General features: G+C 73.2%; 16 protein-coding genes. 9 read left to right on the top strand and 7 right to left on the bottom strand.

Annotation, left to right across the window (positions count from 1 at the left end; all coding sequences use genetic code 11):
• Positions 1–122: 122 nt before the first annotated feature.
• From galE to ACTHMF_RS17735, 4 genes are all read left to right on the top strand, one after another.
• Positions 123–1,085 carry a UDP-glucose 4-epimerase GalE gene (galE, locus tag ACTHMF_RS17750; protein ID WP_440319458.1) on the top strand — a complete coding sequence of 321 codons (963 nt, stop codon included), beginning with the start codon at positions 123–125 and terminating at the stop codon, positions 1,083–1,085.
• Between the two features lie 184 nt (positions 1,086–1,269).
• Positions 1,270–1,599 (top strand): WhiB family transcriptional regulator, encoded by a 330-nt coding sequence (locus ACTHMF_RS17745; protein ID WP_314146577.1) that lies wholly within the window; start codon positions 1,270–1,272, stop codon positions 1,597–1,599.
• A gap of 71 nt (positions 1,600–1,670) precedes the next feature.
• Positions 1,671–4,976: a glycosyltransferase family 2 protein gene (locus ACTHMF_RS17740; RefSeq protein WP_440319456.1), complete on the top strand. Its 3,306-nt coding sequence runs from the start codon at positions 1,671–1,673 to the stop codon at positions 4,974–4,976.
• The gene (locus tag ACTHMF_RS17735) at positions 4,969–6,399 is read left to right on the top strand and encodes a DUF5719 family protein (protein WP_440319455.1); all 1,431 of its coding nucleotides are present in this window, start codon (positions 4,969–4,971) and stop codon (positions 6,397–6,399) included. The genes ACTHMF_RS17740 and ACTHMF_RS17735 overlap by 8 nt, the downstream gene beginning before the upstream one ends.
• Before the next feature lie 12 nt (positions 6,400–6,411).
• On the opposite strand, the gene ACTHMF_RS17730 is transcribed toward ACTHMF_RS17735, so the two are convergent.
• The gene (locus ACTHMF_RS17730; protein ID WP_440319453.1) at positions 6,412–6,855 is read right to left on the bottom strand and encodes a metallopeptidase family protein; all 444 of its coding nucleotides are present in this window, start codon (positions 6,853–6,855) and stop codon (positions 6,412–6,414) included.
• 44 nt (positions 6,856–6,899) lie between these two features.
• Between ACTHMF_RS17730 and ACTHMF_RS17725 the strand changes: the two genes are divergently transcribed.
• The 4 genes from ACTHMF_RS17725 to ACTHMF_RS17710 are packed head-to-tail and all read left to right on the top strand — an operon-like array spanning position 6,900 to position 10,641.
• Positions 6,900–7,112: a DUF3499 family protein gene (locus ACTHMF_RS17725; RefSeq protein WP_440319451.1), complete on the top strand. Its 213-nt coding sequence runs from the start codon at positions 6,900–6,902 to the stop codon at positions 7,110–7,112.
• 20 nt (positions 7,113–7,132) lie between these two features.
• Positions 7,133–8,572: a phosphomannomutase/phosphoglucomutase gene (locus tag ACTHMF_RS17720; protein ID WP_440319449.1), complete on the top strand. Its 1,440-nt coding sequence runs from the start codon at positions 7,133–7,135 to the stop codon at positions 8,570–8,572.
• 36 nt (positions 8,573–8,608) lie between these two features.
• Positions 8,609–10,090 (top strand): adenosylhomocysteinase, encoded by a 1,482-nt coding sequence (gene ahcY, locus ACTHMF_RS17715; RefSeq protein WP_440319447.1) that lies wholly within the window; start codon positions 8,609–8,611, stop codon positions 10,088–10,090.
• On the top strand, positions 10,090–10,641 hold the full coding sequence (locus tag ACTHMF_RS17710) for a GNAT family N-acetyltransferase (protein WP_314146584.1): 552 nt from the start codon (positions 10,090–10,092) through the stop codon (positions 10,639–10,641). The genes ahcY and ACTHMF_RS17710 overlap by 1 nt, the downstream gene beginning before the upstream one ends.
• A 4-nt stretch (positions 10,642–10,645) precedes the next feature.
• Here the strand turns inward: ACTHMF_RS17710 and ACTHMF_RS17705 are convergent, their stop codons facing one another.
• Both ACTHMF_RS17705 and ACTHMF_RS17700 read right to left on the bottom strand, forming a co-directional pair.
• A complete protein-coding gene (locus ACTHMF_RS17705) occupies positions 10,646–11,551 on the bottom strand; it encodes a cyclase family protein (RefSeq protein ID WP_440319445.1) in 906 nt (301 codons plus the stop codon).
• Between the two features lie 46 nt (positions 11,552–11,597).
• Positions 11,598–12,455 carry an RDD family protein gene (locus tag ACTHMF_RS17700; protein ID WP_314146586.1) on the bottom strand — a complete coding sequence of 286 codons (858 nt, stop codon included), beginning with the start codon at positions 12,453–12,455 and terminating at the stop codon, positions 11,598–11,600.
• 17 nt (positions 12,456–12,472) lie between these two features.
• On the opposite strand from ACTHMF_RS17700, the gene ACTHMF_RS17695 reads away from it, so the two are divergent.
• On the top strand, positions 12,473–13,468 hold the full coding sequence (locus ACTHMF_RS17695; protein WP_440319443.1) for a stage II sporulation protein M: 996 nt from the start codon (positions 12,473–12,475) through the stop codon (positions 13,466–13,468).
• 19 nt (positions 13,469–13,487) lie between these two features.
• Here the strand turns inward: ACTHMF_RS17695 and ACTHMF_RS17690 are convergent, their stop codons facing one another.
• The 4 genes from ACTHMF_RS17690 to ACTHMF_RS17675 all read right to left on the bottom strand — a co-directional run.
• The gene (locus ACTHMF_RS17690; RefSeq protein WP_440319441.1) at positions 13,488–14,819 is read right to left on the bottom strand and encodes a DUF58 domain-containing protein; all 1,332 of its coding nucleotides are present in this window, start codon (positions 14,817–14,819) and stop codon (positions 13,488–13,490) included.
• Between the two features lie 9 nt (positions 14,820–14,828).
• Positions 14,829–15,833 carry an AAA family ATPase gene (locus ACTHMF_RS17685; protein WP_440319439.1) on the bottom strand — a complete coding sequence of 335 codons (1,005 nt, stop codon included), beginning with the start codon at positions 15,831–15,833 and terminating at the stop codon, positions 14,829–14,831.
• A complete protein-coding gene (locus ACTHMF_RS17680; RefSeq protein ID WP_440319437.1) occupies positions 15,830–17,080 on the bottom strand; it encodes a DUF4350 domain-containing protein in 1,251 nt (416 codons plus the stop codon). Before ACTHMF_RS17680 ends, ACTHMF_RS17685 begins: the two co-directional genes overlap by 4 nt.
• Positions 17,077–17,515: DUF4129 domain-containing protein (locus tag ACTHMF_RS17675; RefSeq protein ID WP_440319435.1), on the bottom strand; the 439-nt coding region annotated here is incomplete at its 5' end. The genes ACTHMF_RS17675 and ACTHMF_RS17680, both read right to left, overlap by 4 nt.

Genomic DNA, 17,515 nt, shown 5'->3' with positions numbered 1-17,515 from the left:
ACGAATGCGCGCTGCTCGTCACGAGCAGCGCGCATTCGTGACGAATGGAGGGCGTTCAGGGGGCGGGACGCGTGCCCGATAGGGTTGCCCCTGTCGGAGTGAGCAGAGCAGGAGGACGTTCCGTGGCGTGGTTGGTGACCGGAGGCGCAGGATACATCGGCTCGCACGTGGTGCGGGCGTTCCGCGAGGAGGGCATCGGCGTCGTCGTGGTCGACGACCTCTCCAGCGGGCACGAGGAGTTCGTCCCCTCCGACGTGCCGTTCTACCGCGGCACCATCCTCGACGGCGCGCTGCTGGAGCGGATCTTCGCCGAGAACGAGATCAGCGGCGTCGTGCACGTCGCCGGCTTCAAGTACGCCGGCGTCTCTGTGCAGCGCCCGCTGCACACCTACGAGCAGAACGTGACGGCGACCGCCGTGCTGCTGGCCGCGATGCAGGAGGCGGGCGTCGGCGCGATCGTGTTCTCTTCCTCCGCCGCCGTGTACGGGACGCCCGACGTCGACATCGTCACCGAGGCCACCCCGAAGAACCCGGAGTCGCCGTACGGCGAGTCCAAGCTGATCGGGGAGTGGCTGCTGCGCGACCAGGGCGTCGCAGCGGGCCTTCGGCACACGTCGCTGCGCTACTTCAACGTGGTCGGCTCCGGCGACCCGGCGCTGCGGGACACCAGCCCGCACAACCTGTTCCCGCTGGTCTTCGACGCGCTCGTGGCCGGGCGCACGCCGCGGATCAACGGCGACGACTACCCGACGCCGGACGGCACCTGCGTCCGCGACTACATCCACGTCGCCGACCTCGCCGTCTCGCACGTCGCCGCGGCGAAGCGGCTGGACGCCGGCGAGCCGATCGAGCCGGTCTACAACCTCGGCAGCGGCGACGGCGTCAGCGTCGGCGAGATCATGTCGACGGTCGCCGACGTGACGGGGATCGCCTTCACCCCAGAAGTGGGGCCTCGACGGGCGGGCGACCCGGCGAGGATCGTGGCCTCGGGAGAGCTCGCCGCGCGCGATCTCGACTGGAAGATGCGTCACTCCCTCGACGAGATGGTGCGCAGCGCCTGGGAAGCACGCCAGGCGGCGTCCTGAGCACCGCTCGATGGGGGTAGAAAGCCCGCGCGTGTCGCGATCGTTGTCGAAGCCCGGCGCGTCGTGAACTCTCGACCAGGGCTTAAGGCTTTACGATTCGCGACTTGACTGTCGCGAATGACAACGGTGTAATTATTGCGAAGCGCAACACATGCGCGAGCAATGCATGGGTGGGGAGACCGATATGACAGTTCCTGAATATCGCTCTGGGGTACCCGACGACTGGTTCATCGATCCGGTGCGACTCGGAGTTCCGGGTGTCAGGACCAACGCGGAGGATGTCGACGACGACAACCCGCTGTCCTGGCAGACCGACGCTCTGTGCGCGCAGACGGATCCGGAGGCGTTCTTCCCGGAGAAGGGCGGCTCCACGCGCGACGCCAAGCGGATCTGCGGTTCCTGCGAGGTGAGGTCCCAGTGCCTCGAATACGCGCTCGCCAACGACGAGCGGTTCGGCATCTGGGGCGGCCTCTCCGAGCGGGAGCGCCGCAAGCTCCGCAAGCGCGCCGGCTGACCGGAGCCGAATCCGCGCCGCGCCCGAACCGATACCGGGATCGGCGCAACCCCAACTTAGGCTGACTCCCGATGTATCCGAGAGTCACCGCCATCATCGTCGCCCACAGCGGCGGCCCCCGCCTGGAGCGCACTCTCGACGCGATCGCGGCGCAGACCCGCACCCCGGACGCCGTGATCGCCGTCGACTGTGCGAGCTCCGACGACGCTGCGCGCCTGCTCTCCGCCGCCCAGCCCACCCAGTTGCTCAGCATCCCGGAGAAGCTCGCCTTCGGAGCCGCGGTCGGCGCCGCGGTGCGCGTACTGCCGCCGGCGTCGTCCCCCGACGAGGTGCTCTGGCTGCTCGCCCACGACACCGCTCCGGAGCCGACCGCGCTGGAGGCGCTGCTGGCCGCGCTCGAGGTGTCCCCGTCCGTCGCGATCGTCGGCCCCAAGCTGGTGGATGCGGAGGACCCGGCCTTCATCCGCGAGTTCGGCGAGGCGATGACCCCGTTCGGGGCCTCCGTGCCGCTCGTCGAGAACGAGCTCGACCAGGCGCAGCACGACGGCCTGAGCGATGTGCTGGCGGTCTCCTCGGCCGGCATGCTGGTCCGCCAGGCGCTCTGGGAGAAGCTCGACGGCTTCGACCCCGCCCTCCCCACCGTCGACGACGGTCTCGACTTCTGCACCAGGGCGCGCCTGGCCGGATTCCGCGTCACGCTCGTGGCGCAGGCGCGGGTCGCCGTGCACGGCGACGGGCTGGCCGGTCCGAACCTGAGCCGGCGCTGGTCGGTGCGCAGGCGGCTCGCGGGGGAGCGCAGGCGTGCTCAGCTGCACAGGCGGATGGCGTACGCGCCGGGCTGGGCGGTCCCGCTGCACTGGCTCACGCTCGTCCCGCTGGCGATCCTGCGCTCGCTGCTGCGGCTGCTGCGCAAGGAGCCGGGCTCCATCGGCGGCGAGCTCGCCGCCGCGTTCCGGGTCGCGTTCTCCGGGATGGCCGTCTCCTCCGCCCGGCGCAGGCTCGCCGCGGCGAAGTCCGTCGGCTGGGCGGCGATCGCGCCGCTGCGCATCCCGTTCGCGGAGGTGCGCCGTTCCCGTGCGCTCAAGCGCGAGGCCGCCATGGTCAGCCAGCAGGGCGAACGCCAGGACCTGGACTTCTTCGGCACCGGCGGCGGCTGGACAGTGCTCGCCGCCCTGGTGATCGGCGTCGCGATCTTCTACCCGCTCGTCGGGTCGGGGACGGTCGCCGGCGGCGGCCTGCTCCCGCTGAACGCGTCCGTCGGCGAGCTGTGGGCGAACCTCGGCTACGGCTGGCGGGACGTCAGCCTCGGCTTCGTCGGCGCCGCCGACCCGTTCTCCGCCGTGCTCGCCGTGCTCGGGACGCTGACCTTCTGGCAGCCGTCGCTCGCGCTGCTCGGCCTCTACCTGCTCGCTCTGCCGCTCGCCGCGCTCGGCGCCTGGCTCGCCGCGGCGCGGCTGACCGCGAAGGGAACGCTACGCGCCTTCGGCGCGCTGGCGTACGCGCTCGCGCCGACTCTGCTGATCGCGATGGCCGGAGGCCGGCCGTCGGCCATCCTCGCGCACATCCTGCTGCCCTGGCTGTTCTTCGCCGGCCTGGCCGCGCGGCGCTCGTGGGCGGCAAGCGCGACCACCGCACTGCTCGCCGCCGCCACCGCGGCCTGCGCGCCCGTGCTCATCCCGGCGCTCGTGATCGCGTGGATCGCGGCGATCGTCTTCGCCGGGAAGCGCGCCGCCCGGATCGTCTTCATCCCGCTGCCCGCCCTGGTGCTGTTCGCGCCGCTCGTGATCGAGCAGGTGGCGCGCGGCGCCTGGCTGTCGGTGTTCGCCGACCCGGGCGTCGCCCTGGATGCCAGGCACACCCCGGCCTGGCAGCTCGCGCTCGGCCTCCCGGACGGGACGCTCGGCGGCTGGCACGCACTCGCCTCCGCGCTGTACCTGCCGCAGGCGGCGCCGAACATCATCGTGCCGATCCTGCTCGCTCCGCTCGGCGTCCTGGCCATCCTCGCGCTGTTCCTGCGCGGCACGGTCCGCGCGATCGTCGCTCTGGTCGTCGCGCTCGCTGGCTTCCTGACCGCCGTCGCCGCCCTGCAGCTGGAGGTCGCCGTCTCCGGCTCGGTCGCCGTGCCGATCTGGCCGGGCAGCGCGATCAGCCTGTACTGGCTCGGACTCACCGGCGCCGCCGTCCTCGCTCTCTCCGCGCTCGGCCGCGGCGCCATCGCGCCGGCGTGGGTCGCGATCGTCACGCTCGCGATCGTGGCCGTGCCCTCCGCCATCGCGATCCACAGCCCGGACCCGACGGTCACCGCGAGCGACGGCCGCACGATGCCTGCCGTCGTGACCGCGAAGGCGTCGACGCAGCCGCGCGCAGGGACGCTGCGGATCGTCCCGCAGCCGGACGGCGGCATCCGAGCCGACATCGTGCGCGGCGGCGGGCAGACGCTGGAGGAGCAGTCCACGCTGAGCTCGACCGAGCGCACGCTCACGCAGGGGCAGAAGGACCTCGCCCAGCTGGCGGGCAACCTGTCATCGCGCAGCGGCTACGACGCGTCGAAGCAGCTGAGCGACCTGGGCGTCGACTTCGTGCTGCTGACCCCGTCGGCGAAGGCGATCGACGGCGCGGACAGCACCTCGGCGGACGCGACGGGCACCCGAGCGGCGGTCGCCCTGGACGCCAACCCGCTGCTCACCTCCGTCGGCGACACCGCGACGGGACGGCTGTGGGCGTACGACCGCGGGACGGACGCCGTGCCGGCGGCCGCGCAGATCCCGGCCGGTGCCGGCGGTCTGTGGCGCGTCCTGGTGCTGCTCGTGCAGGGCATCGTCATCGGCGTCACGGTGCTGCTCGCGATCCCGACCAGCCGGTCGGCCGACCGCGTCTCCGAGCTGACCGGCCGCCGTCCGAAGCGCGGCAAGGACGAGCGGGCCGTGGAGCCGGACGACCAGCCGGATCCGCCCGCGGCGGAGTCGGACACGACGATCGCCGAGGAGAGCCTCGACGAGTGGGAGCCGGAGCCCGACATCGAGGCCGCCGTGGAGTCCGCCGATGAGGACGAGGCGCGCGCGGCGGAGCCCGAGCCGGCCGCGGAGCCGGAGCCCGAGCCGGAGCGCGAAGCCGACCGCACGGTCGAGCGCGTGCCCGTCACAGAGCCCGAGCCGGAACCCGAGCCCGAGCCGGATCCCGAGCCGGAGCCGGATCCCGAGCCGGATCCCGAGCCGGAGCCGGAGCCCGAGCCGGAACCCCGAGACGACCGGGAGACCGAGTCCCGGTTCGAGCCGCAGCCCGCCGGCGTCGCCGCAACGGCCCCGACCACCCTCGAAGAGGGCCTGGAGGAGACCATCATCCGACCACGACGGACCGAAGGAGGCGACCGTGGCTGACAAGCGCGCGCTCGCGAAGATCGGCGCCCGCGCGGTCGGCGGCGTCGTCGGCATCGGCGTCGCCGTGCTGGCGGTCGCCGGCGCGACCCTGCTCCCGCTGCCGTCGGTCGCGATCGACGTGCCGGCGTCCACCGTGCACCCGGTCCCCGCCGACCAGCAGCGGGTGTGCCCCGGCCCGGTCCTCGCGCTGGCCGCCGACGCCGCCCAGGCCTCGCGTCCCGCCGCGCTCGGCACGCCGACGGTCGGCTACGGGACGGACGGCCCCGACGTGCAGACCAGGAACCTGAAGCCGGACGCCGACACCTCCTCCGCCGACCAGGCGCCGCTCGCGCTGACGGTCTCCACCCCGCAGGGCGCGACCGAGCCGCCGCTGTTCGCCGGCGCCCAGGTGCAGGACGCGGTCTCCGAGGACCTCGCCGGACTGGCCGCCTCCGCGTGCCTCGAGCCGTCGGCCGACAGCTGGCTGGTCGCGGGGTCGACGTCGCTCGGGCAGACCAGCCTCGTCCTGCTCTCCAACCCGACCTCGGTCGACGCGACGGTGTCCCTCACCGTCTACACCGAGACCGGGATGGCGGACGCGCCGGGCGGCACCGGCATCACGGTCCCGGCCGGCGCCCAGAAGGTCGTCCCGCTCGCGGGGCTCGCGCCGGCTGCCACCGCGCCCGTCGTGCACGTGCAGACCACGGGCGGCCAGGTGGTCGCCACCCTGCAGCAGAGCTTCGAGCAGGGCATCCAGCCGTACGGCGTCGAGCAGACCGGCGCGACGGGATCCCCGTCGCGCGTCCAGCGGATCGCCGGGGTGACGATCGCCACCCTCGCCGCCGTCACCGCCGGCCAGTCGGCCGAGAGCGTCGGCGTCGACTTCCCCGCGGTGCGCATCCTGGTCCCCGGCCAGGAGGACGCGCAGGTGACCATCGGCGCCGTGGGCGAGAACGGAACGGCCGCCGGCAACTCGTACGCCCAGACGATCAAGGCGGGCAACGTCGCCGAGGTGCCGCTCGGCAACCTCAAGGACGGCAGCTACACGGTCACCGTCAACTCCTCTGTTCCCGTCGTCGCCGCCGTTCGCACGTCCGTCATCGGCCAGAAGGCCAGGGACTTCGCCTGGTTCGCCTCCTCGCCCGGCCTGAACGACCGCCAGCTCGTCGCCGTCCCCAGCGGACCGTCGCCCGTGCTGCACTTCGCGAACGCGGGCGAGAAGGATGCGCCGGTCACGGTCACCCCCGAGACGGGGAAGCCGTTCACCGTCACGGTGCCCGCCGAGGGCGGGGCCAACCACGCCGTCCCGCCGGGGAACTACACCATCGAGGGCGCGAAGGGACTCGCCGCGAGCGTCAGCTTCGCCGGCGCCGGGCTCACCAGCAGCTTCGCGCTCGAACCGCCCGGCCCGCTCGCCGCGCCCATCGAGGTCTACCCGCGCTAGCGCCGCCGGCGCTCAGAAGTGCCGGAACCGGTCGGGCGCGAGGTCCCACGGGTCCTTGCCGAGCAGCTCGGCGACCGCGCGGAACACGCAGCCCTCGATGTACATCCTGCGGTGCAGCTCGTCGTCCCTGTGCAGCTTGGTGAGCCGCTGGATCGGGACGCGGTACAGGATGATGCGGCGGCGGGAATGGTCGACGTACCAGCGGTCGACGCCGTCCGTCCCCGAGTTGCCGACCGGCGTCGCCGCGACCTCGAAGTGCACGCCGGCGAGCTCCTCCGGCCAGACGCCCTTCAGGTAGTCGGCGGTGGAGGCGACGGTCATGTCGAAGAAGTCGATCCGGTTCTGCAGCATCGGCAGGTGCGGGCCGGTGACGGGGCCGCGGGCGCCGCGGCCGTGCCGGCTCCGCCAGCGGCTGGTGGCCGGGGGCGTGCTGCCGGTGCGGCGGTTCCTTGGCATGTCGCAATCCTACGTCGCCGGCGCGCTCCGGTAATCTGAGCCTGATGTTGAGCCGTCCGTGTTCCCGTGTCGCGTGCCCGCGCGACGCCGTGGCGACGCTCACCTACGTCTACGCGGACTCGATGGCCGTTCTCGGCCCGCTGAGCCTCTCGCACGAACCGCACGCCTACGACCTGTGCGCGATCCACGCCGAGCGGCTGTCCGCGCCGCAGGGCTGGCAGATCGTCCGGCACGAGGTCTTCGGCGGGCTCAGGTAACCCAGGTAAGGATCGCCGACATGAGCAGTTCCGATTCGATCGACGACATCCGAGCCTCCCTCGGGGCGGTGGTGAAGACCTACGACGTGCGCGGTCTGGTCGGCAGCGGACTGACCCCGGATGTCGTTGCCGCCGTCGGAGCGGCGTTCGTGGACGAGATCGGTGCGGCGGGGCAGGACGTCGTCGTCGGCCACGACATGCGCGACTCCTCGCCGGGGTTCGCCGAGGCGTTCGCGCGCGGGGTGCGGGCCAGGGGCGGCGACGTCGTCGCGATCGGGTTGTGCTCGACCGACGAGTCGTACTTCGCCTCCGGCGCGCTGAACGCCGCAGCGGCCATGTTCACCGCGAGCCACAACCCGGCCACCTACAACGGCATCAAGCTGTCCAGGGCCGGCGCCCAGGGGCTCAGCCTCGACACCGGCCTCGCCGCCATCCGCGACCGCGCGGCGGTGTACCTGGCAGAGGGCATCCCCGAGGTGGAGGCGCCCGGCGGCTACCGCGAGCAGGACGTGCTTCCCGACTACGCCGCCTATCTCCGCGGCCTGGTCGATCTGAGCGGCATCCGCCCGATCCGGGTGGTCGTCGACGCCGGGAACGGGATGGGCGGGCTGACCGTGCCCGCCGTGCTCGGCGAGGCGGCGGGGCTGCCCGCTCTGCCCATCGAGGTCATCCCGATGTACTTCGAGCTGGACGGCACCTTCCCCAACCACGAGGCCAACCCGCTGGAGCCCGCGAACCTCCGCGATCTGCAGGCCGCCGTCGTCGAGCACGGAGCCGACCTCGGCCTCGCCTTCGACGGCGACGCCGACCGCTGCTTCGTCGTCGACGAGACCGGTGCGGCCGTCTCGCCGTCCGCGGTCGCCGCCGTCGTCGCGCTCCGCGAGATCGCGCGGGCGCAGGCGGAGGACCCGGACGCCGAGATCGTCGTCATCCACAACCTGATCACCTCCAACATCGTCCCCGAGACGATCGAGGCCGCGGGGGCCACGCCCTACCGCACGCGGGTCGGCCACTCCCTGATCAAGGCCGCGATGCGCGAGACCGGGGCCGTCTTCGGCGGCGAGCACTCCGCGCACTACTACTTCCGCGACTTCTGGAGCGCCGACAACGGGATGCTCGCGGCGATGCACCTGCTGGCGGAGTTCGGCGCGCAGGACCGTCCGCTCTCCGAGCTCGCCGCCGCGTTCAGCCCGTACGCGCAGTCCGGGGAGATCAACTCCACCATCGACGACGTCCCCGCGGCGTACGCGCGCGTGGTGGAGGCGTTCACCGGCCGCGCGGAGTTCGACGAGCTGGACGGCCTGACGGTGACCGGCCTCACCGCGGAGAGCGAGCCGTTCTGGTGGTTCTCCGTCCGTCCCTCGAACACCGAGCCGCTGCTGCGTCTCAACGTGGAGGCGGCCGACGCTGCGACGATGCGGGCGATCCGCGACGAGGTGCTCGCGCTCATCCGCGGGTGAGGAAACACGCTCCACCGCGCATGCGACAATGGGCGCATGCCATCCTCCGTCACTGACACGTCCCTGCCGTTCAAGGTCGCAGACCTCTCGCTCGCCGCAGCGGGTCGCCACCAGATCCGGCTCGCCGAGAACGAGATGCCGGGACTGATGTCGCTGCGCGAGGAGTTCGGGGAGTCGAAGCCGCTCGCCGGGGCGCGCATCGCGGGCTCGCTGCACATGACCGTGCAGACCGCCGTGCTGATCGAGACGCTGGTCGCCCTCGGCGCGCAGGTGCGCTGGGCGAGCTGCAACATCTTCTCCACCCAGGACGAGGCCGCCGCCGCCATCGCGGTCGGCCCGGACGGCACCCCGGAGTCGCCCGCGGGCGTCCCGGTGTTCGCCTGGAAGGGCGAGACGCTGGAGGAGTACTGGTGGTGCACCCAGCAGATCTTCGACTGGTCGGCGGAGGCCGCGGCGGAGGGAGCCGACTGGATCGGCCCGAACCTCATCCTGGACGACGGCGGCGACGCCACCCTGCTCGTGCACAAGGGCCGCGAGTTCGAGCTGGCCGGCGCGGTGCCGCAGGACGCGGAGGGCGACAGCCACGAGTACCGCGTCATCCTCGCCGCGCTCCGTCAGTCGCTCGCCGCGTCGCCCGACCGCTGGACGCGCATCGCCGACGGCATCCTCGGCGTCACCGAGGAGACGACCACCGGCGTCCACCGGCTCTACGAGCTCGCGAAGCACGGCGAGCTGCTGTTCCCGGCAATCAACGTCAACGACTCGGTCACCAAGAGCAAGTTCGACAACAAGTACGGCATCCGGCACTCGCTGCCCGACGGCCTCAACCGCGCGACGGACGTGCTGATCGGCGGCAAGGTGGCGTGCGTCGCCGGCGACGGCGACGTCGGGAAGGGCGCAGCGGAGGCGCTGCGCGGCCAGGGCGCGCGCGTCATCGTGAGCGAGATCGACCCGATCAACGCGCTGCAGGCGGCGATGGACGGCTACCAGGTCGCCAAGCTCGAGTCCGTCGCCGACCAGGTGGACATCCTGATCACCGGAACCGGCAACGTCAACGTCGTGACGCTCGACCACATCCTGAGCCTCAAGCACCTCGCGGTCGTCGCGAACGTCGGCCACTTCGACAACGAGATCGACATGGCCTCGCTGGAGGCGCTGCCCGGTGCCGAGAAGATCGAGATCAAGCCCCAGGTGCACGAGTGGCGGCTGCCGAACGGCCGCAGCGTCCTCGTCCTCTCCGAGGGCCGGCTGATGAACCTCGGCAACGCCACCGGCCACCCGAGCTTCGTGATGAGCAACTCGTTCGCGAACCAGGTGCTCGCCCAGCTCGAGCTGTACGTGTCGACCGAGAACTATCCGATCGGCGTCTACGTGCTTCCGAAGCACCTCGACGAGAAGGTGGCGCGCCTCCACCTCGCCTCCCTCGGCGTCGAGCTGACCACCCTGACCGACGAGCAGGCCGCCTACATCGGCGTGCCGGTGGACGGCCCCTACAAGGTCGACCACTACCGGTACTGATGGTGCTCGAGTTCGCCGACCGGGAGCTGCCCGGCGGTCTCGTCCTCCGCGTGCGTCGCGAGGACGACGCCGCCGCGCTCGCGGCCGCCTACGCCCGCAACCGCGGGCACCTGGCGCCGTGGGATCCGACCCGTCCCGAGGAGTTCTTCACCGAGGACGGGCAGCTGGCACGGACCAGGGAGCTGCTGGCGCTCCGCAGCCTCGACGTGGCCCTCCCGCTCGTGGTGGCCGACGGCGACGAGATCGCCGGCGGGATGGACCTCAGCAACATCGTGCGCGGAGCGTTCCAGAACGCGATGGTCGGCTACTGGCTGGACCGCGACCACACCGGACGGGGACTCGCCTCGGTGGCGCTGTCGGCCGTGGTGGAGGCCGCGCGCGACGACTACGGGCTGCACCGGCTGCAGGCGGCGACGCTGCTCGCCAACCACGCCTCGCAGTCCGTGCTGACCCGCGCGGGCTTCGAGCGCATCGGCGTCGCGCCCGCCTACCTCAAGATCGCCGGCCGCTGGCAGGACCACGTCCTGTTCCAGCGCATCCTGCACGACTGAGGCGTCAGACCTCCGCGTACGCCCGCACCGGGAAGGTGCCGAAGCCCTCGACGGCGGGCGGCGCGGCGGTGAAGCGCGCGCCGCGCGCCGGCAGCTCGCCCAGAGCGGTGAGGTGCTCGACGACGTGGATGCCCGCCGCCAGCAGCAGCGAGTGAGCCGGCCGCGCGCCGCCGCTCTCGGTGTCGTCGATGTTCAGCGAGTCGATGCCGACGAGCGCGACGCCCGCGTCCACCAGGTGCCGCGCACCCTCCTCCGTGAGGAAGGGCGCGCCCGTCGCGTACGCCGGGGCGCCGAAGCGGCTGTCCCAGCCGGTGTGCAGCAGCACGGCGCTGCCGGCGAGCTCGCGGTCGTAGAACGCCGAGGCCGGGATGCCGCGCTCGGCCGCGTCGGTCAGGTGGAAGACCTCGGCGGGCAGCCCGACCAGGGTGGCCAGGTCGAGCGACGCGAGGTCGCCGCCGTCCGCGTAGCGGTGGTACGGGCTGTCGAGGTAGGTGCCGGTGTTCCCGATCATCGTGATCGTGTCCATCGCGAACTCGGTGCCAGGCGCGTACCGCGACCGCGACTCCTCGCGGGTCAGGTGCGGCGTGATCACCGGGGCGGGCAGGCCGGGGTAGGTCACCAGGCCGGCGCGGATGCGGTGGCTCAGGTCCACGATGCGGCGCGGGCCGTCCGCCGTTGCCTGCGCCGGCTCGACGCCGCGGCTGCCGCGGTGCTGCTCCTCGACGATGCGCACGTCCCGCAGCTCGACGGAGCCGACGAGCGCGAGGCCGAGGTGGTTCACGAACAGCCGCGCGAGCTCCTCCTCGGACACGTCCGCCGAGGGGATGTCGAGCCGGAAGCCCTCGGCGGTCAGGCCGCCGCCGTTGACGAAGGCGACGGTCGCGTCGAAGTGGGCGCGGTGCTCGGTCATGCGATCTCCTCGGGAGGGTCGGCGGTGTCGGCGGGCGTCGTCGCGCTCAGCGGTCGGGGAAGGCGTGCGGGAGGCCGTCGAGGACGGGAGTCAGCCGCTCCAGCCGCTCGCGCTCGATGGCCAGTCCGGTCGCGTCGCGCTGCCGGCGCAGCACCGCGACGGCGACGAGGAACGTCTCTGCGTCCACGTGCGGCAGCGGCGAGACGTACGGGGAGGCCTCCCTCGCGAGCTCGGTGCTGAGGCCGAGCCGGGCGGCCGGCGTGAGCTGCGGCGCCTGCCGCACGAACTGCGCGATCCGCCGGGCGAGCCGGTCGGGCAGCCGGCCGACGTCGGCGGTCGCCGCCCAGCCGGCGAGGTGCGGCGCGAGGTAGAGCGGAAGCGGTTGCGGCTTCGGCACCCGCTCCAGCTGGCTGTAGGTCCCGGCGAGCAGGTCGCCCAGCCGCTTCGACCGCGGATTGAGCAGGCCGGTCAGCGCCGCGATGCCGCCCATCGTCATGAAGATCTCGAGCACGCCGGTGAGGGCGCGGATGAACGCGTGCCGGAAGCCGATCGCGCCGCCGTCGTCCCGCACGATGCGTGCGCCGACCGCGAGCTTCCCGAGCGACTTGCCGTGGAAGACCAGCTCGACGGTCATCGGCAGGATCACCATCCCGAACACCAGGATCAGGATGACCAGCACGCGCACCAGCGCGTCGTCCAGTCCGGCGCCGGTGGCGACGACCAGCAGGATGCAGCCGAACATGACCAGCAGGGAGAGCAGCCAGTCGATGATCGTCCCCGCGGCGCGCAGGATGTAGCTGGCCGGCTTCACATCCAGCGTCACGGCCTCGCCGGTCACGAGCTCGCGCTCGGCGACGGCGTCCCGCGCCCCCGGGACGGCCGACCCCTCCACGCTTGCGGTCATGGCTATCATTCAAGCAGATGGATCTCGACGCATACACGGACGCGCACAGCGCCGACTGGGACAGGCTCTCCCGGTTGGCGAAGCAGCGTCGCCTGGACGGCAGGGACGCCGACGAGCTGATCGACCTCTACCAGTCCGGCGCCGCCGACCTGTCCGCCATCCAGACCAGCGCCGGCTCCTCCGCGGTCGGCGACCGGCTGTCGCTGACGCTGGCCTCCGCGCGGCTGCGGTTCACCGGCGCCGGCGCGAACCTCTTCTCCCAGATCCCGCGGTTCTTCGTGCTGCAGCTGCCCGCCGCTCTCTACCGCATCCGCTGGATCGTGCTCGCCGTCGCCGTGGCCACCGTGGTCGTCGCGACGCTGTACGCGGTGTGGATCACCGGCAACCCGCAGGTGCTGCGCAACCTGGGCAGCGACGCCCAGCTCAAGCAGTACGTCGAGCACTCGTTCATCGACTACTACTCGAACAACCCCGCCGCGTCGTTCGCCGGCCAGGTATGGACCAACAACGCGTGGATCGCCGCCCAGTGCGTCGCGTTCGGCATCACCGGCGTGTGGGTGCCGTATGTGCTGCTGCAGAACGCGATCGGGGTCGGCACCGCCGCCGGCGTGATGTTCGCGTACGGGCGCGGCGACGTGATGTTCGCGTACATCCTGCCGCACGGGATGCTCGAGCTCACGAGCGTGTTCGTCGCAGCCGCGGCGGGCCTGCGCATCTTCTGGGCGTGGATCGCACCGGGAGCCACGACCAGGGCGCAGGCGCTCGCCGAGGACGGCCGTGCGCTGTTCACGGTGGCGGTCGGCTGCGTGATCACGCTGTTCGTGTCCGGGCTGATCGAGGGCTTCGTCACGCCATCCTCGCTGCCGGTGTGGGCGAAGATCGGGATCGGAGCGCTGGCGCTCGCCGCGTTCCTCGCCTACATGCTGGTGCTCGGCCGCCGCGCCGTGCGCGCGGGCGAGACCGGCGACCTCACCGAGTACGAGGCGGGCAGCCGCCGCGTCGTCGCCGCCTGACGCCTTCCGGGGGAACGGGTCAGAGCCGGCCGGCGGCCTTGAGGGCCAGGTAGCGGTCCGCGAGGGCGGGCGGCAGGTCCTCGGGCGATCCGGTCACGACGTCGCCGCCGAGGCGCTGCACGGCGGCCGTCACGCGGCTGACGTCGAGCAGGGCGCGCTCCGCCGCCGCGGCGCGGTAGACCTCCTCGCGGTCCCGGCGCTCGTGCGCCGCGATCAGGCTGTCCGGGTCGGTGACGCTCGCCACCACGACGATGTGCTTCTTCGTCAGCTGCGGGAGCACCGACAGCAGCCCGCGGGACGCGCCAGGCGCCTCGATGGACGTCAGCAGCACCACGAGCGAGCGCTGGCTGGTCACCGCGGCCAGCTGTGCGGGGACGGCCGACCAGTCCATCTCGATCAGCGCCGGCTCGATCCCCGCCATCGCGTCCACCATCCGGGAGAGCAGCTCCGGCCCGCTCGCGCCCTGCACCCGGCCGCGGGACACGCGGTCGTAGGCGATCATGTCAACCCGGTCGCCCGCGCGCGTTGCCAGCGCCGCCAGCAGCAGGGCGCCCTCGAACGCGGTGTCGATGCGCGGCTCGTCGGCGACGCGCGCGGCGGAGGTGCGCGCGGTGTCGATCACGATGACGACCCTGCGGTCCCGCTCCGGCCGCCAGGTGCGCACCATCACCCGGGAGCCGGCGCCACCGGTCGGGTCGTGCCGGCGGGCCGTCGCGCGCCAGTCGATCGAGCGGACGTCGTCGCCGCGCACGTACTCGCGCAGCGAGTCGAACTCGGTGCCCTGACCGCGCAGCATCACGCTCGTGGTGCCGTCCAGCTCGCGGAGCCTGGCGAGCCGGGAGGGCAGATGCTTGCGCGAGGTGAACGGCGGGAGCACCCTCACCCGGCCCGGTGCCGCGAGCGTCGCCTGTCGCGCCCAGAGGTGCAGCGGCCCCCACGAGCGCACGGTCAGCTGGGCGACCCTGCGCTCGCCGCGCCGCCACGGCCGCAGCGTCGCCGTGACCCGGCGGCGCTCGCCGGGCGGGATCTCGATGGGGGACCGGGTGGGCGAGGCAGCGGCCGAGGGCTCCCAGCCGTCCCGGACCGTGCCGCGGATCGTGCGCCGGCCCGCGTTGGTCAGCAGCACCTCGGAGACCGCGTCGGCGCCGAGGCGCACCCGTGCCGGCAGCTCGCGTTCGACCGCCAGGGCGCGCGGGGATCCCGCCAGGACGAGGTCGATGCCCCCGAGCAGCAGGCACAGCACCAGCCACGCGCCGAGCACGGCGAACGCCACCCCCTCGTCCGCGCCCAGCAGCGCGACGGGGATGACGCCGAGCGCGAGCAGGGCGACGAAGCGTCCGGATACGGTCATCGCCGCGGCCTAGATCGGGACCTGGACCTGCTGCAGGATGGAGCGCAGGATCGCGTCGGCACCGACACCCTCGAGCTCCGCCTCCGGCCGCAGCTGGATGCGGTGCCGCCACACCGGCACCAGCATCGCCTGAACGTGATCCGGCGTGATCGAGTCGTAGCCGGACAGCCACGCCCATGCCTTGGCCGCCGCGAGCAGCGCGGTGGTGCCGCGCGGGCTGACGCCGAGCCGCACCGACGGGCTCTGCCGGGTGGCGCGGGCGAGGTCGACGATGTACGCGAGCACGTCGGCGTTCGCGCCGACCGCCGCCGCGGACGCCCGCGCGGCGTGCAGCTGCTCGGCGCTGAGCACCGGCGTGACCCCGGCCGCCGCCAGATCGCGCGGGTTGAACCCGGCGGCGTGACGGCGCAGCACCTCCACCTCGGTGTCCCGTTCCGGAACGTCGAGGGTCAGCTTGAGCAGGAACCGATCGAGCTGCGCCTCCGGCAGCGCGTAAGTGCCCTCGTACTCGATCGGGTTCTGCGTCGCTGCGACGATGAACGGGTCCGGCAGTCGGCGGCTCACGCCGTCCACGCTCACCTGCCGCTCCTCCATCGCCTCCAGCAGGGCGGACTGGGTCTTCGGCGGCGTCCGGTTGATCTCGTCGGCGAGCAGGATGTTCGTGAAGACGGGGCCTTCGCGGAAGACGAACCCGCCGGTCTGCGCGTCGTAGACGAGCGAGCCGGTCACGTCGCCCGGCATCAGGTCCGGTGTGAACTGGATGCGCTTGGTGTCGAGGCTGAGCGCCTGGCTGAGCGAGCGCACCAGCAGGGTCTTGGCCACGCCGGGCACGCCCTCCAGCAGCACGTGGCCGCGGGCGAGCAGGGCGATGATCAGGCCGGTCACCGCTCCGTCCTGGCCGACGACGGCCTTGCCGACTTCGCCGCGCACGCGCGCGAGCGCCTGGCGCAGTCCGGCGGCGTCGGCGGCGGGGTCCGCGGAGGCGGTGGGGTGTCCGGTCGTGAGGTCGGTCATGCTTCCATTCTTCCGGTCGGCCCCGGCTGTCCGGGGGAGACGGCTGCGGCGGTGGCCCGTTCGAGCTCCGCCAGGGCGTCTGAGAGCGCGAGCAGGTCGGCATCGGTGCGCGGGATGTCGTCGATGAGCAGGTCGCGCACGCGGCCGCGGTCGCGGCCGGTGAGCGCGGCGACGGCGTCGGCGATTTCGCTTGCGGTCGCGGCGCGGGAGAGCCCGGCCTGGCCGGCGAGCCTCCCGATCGCGCCGATGCGCAGGGCGTCCGCCGCGCGCAGCCGCGCCGACGAGCGCTGGTAGAGGCGGGCGCGGCCCTCCCTGGTCTCGCCCGCGCGGACGACGACGGGCAGGTTCTCGACCACGAGCGGCCCGAACCGGCGGCCGCGCCAGACGGCGGCGGCGACGAAGACGAGCACCAGCAGCACGACGACCGGCGTCACCCAGCCCGGCGTCAGCGCCGCGATGTCCGGCCCTCCGGTGACCGGGCGGTCGAGCACGCCCGGCAGATACCAGACGAGGGTGCGGTGACCGCCGAGCAGGTTGAGGGCGAGCGCGGCGTTGCCCTCGCGTTCGATCCCCTCGTTCATCAGCAGCGCGGACGAGCCGACCAGGTACACGGTGCGGCCGTCGAAGCCGGTGCGGACCAGCGATGCGCCGCCGTGACCGTCGACGAAGCACGAGGCGGCGTCGTCCTCGGCCCGGAAGGTGTCAGGGGACGCCTGGTCCTTCGTGTTCGCGGTGGCCCTGGGGTCGATCCGCTCCGCGCGCTGGGCGGCAGGCACGCCGCAGCCGGCCGCGACGACGCCCTCCGGCGCACCGGCGGCGCGGACGCCGGGGGCGAGCCGCTGCAGCGTCTGGAAGCCGGGCTCGACGACGACGAGCGTGCTCGCGATGGAGCTGACCTCGTCGTACCCCTCGGCCGGCAGGTTGCCTGCCGGGTCGTAGATCAGGACGGTGGTGTCGTCGCCCGCCGCATCGCGCACCTCGTCCAGCGTCCCGGCCGAGGCGACCGTGACGCCGTGCTGCGAGAGCACCTGCGCGAGCGCCTTCCCGCCGGTCGGGGCGGCGTTGCCAGCGCCCAGCGGGGTGCCGGCGCCCGCGCCGCTGCCGGAGAGCAGCATCCCGCCGACCGCGACGAACACCGCGATCGCGCCGAGCACGATCCACGGCACCGCGCGGCGGGAGGTCTGCCGCACGGTGGGCGAGACCGCCTGCGCGGGAGCCGGGGCCGGGGTGGTCTGGACGGCCGTCACGCCGGCACCTCCTGGCGGGCGGGGCGGACCTGCTGCAGCCGGCCGTCCAGCGCCACCAGCTGCTGGTACCGGGACTCGCTGCCCGGCCGGTCGAGGTAGCGCACGTCGTCGAACGCCCGCGCCGCCTCGCGGAGCGCCTCGCCCTCGGCGGGCGCGACGGCCGCGGCGCGCGCGGCGAACTCGGTCGCGGTGGTGCCGGGGGTCACCCGCACCAGAGTGCGCTCGTCCAGCCCGACCGCGATCGCCCGGAACTGCTCCTCGATCGCGGTCACCCAGTCCGCGGCGCGCGCGGCGGCGGCGGCGGACGCCCGCAGTTCCGCGGCGGTGCGCGCGTCGTCCGCGCCGAGCACGGAGCGCCGGGCGTCGGCCGAGCGCCGGTTGGCCCTCGGCCGGCCGAAGATCACGAACGCGATCACCACCACTGCGGCGATCAGG

The organism is Leifsonia sp., assembly GCF_051955155.1.
GTDB lineage: Bacteria > Actinomycetota > Actinomycetes > Actinomycetales > Microbacteriaceae > Leifsonia.
Note: the sequence above shows the minus strand (reverse complement) of the source record. Positions and strands in the feature narration are given on the sequence as shown.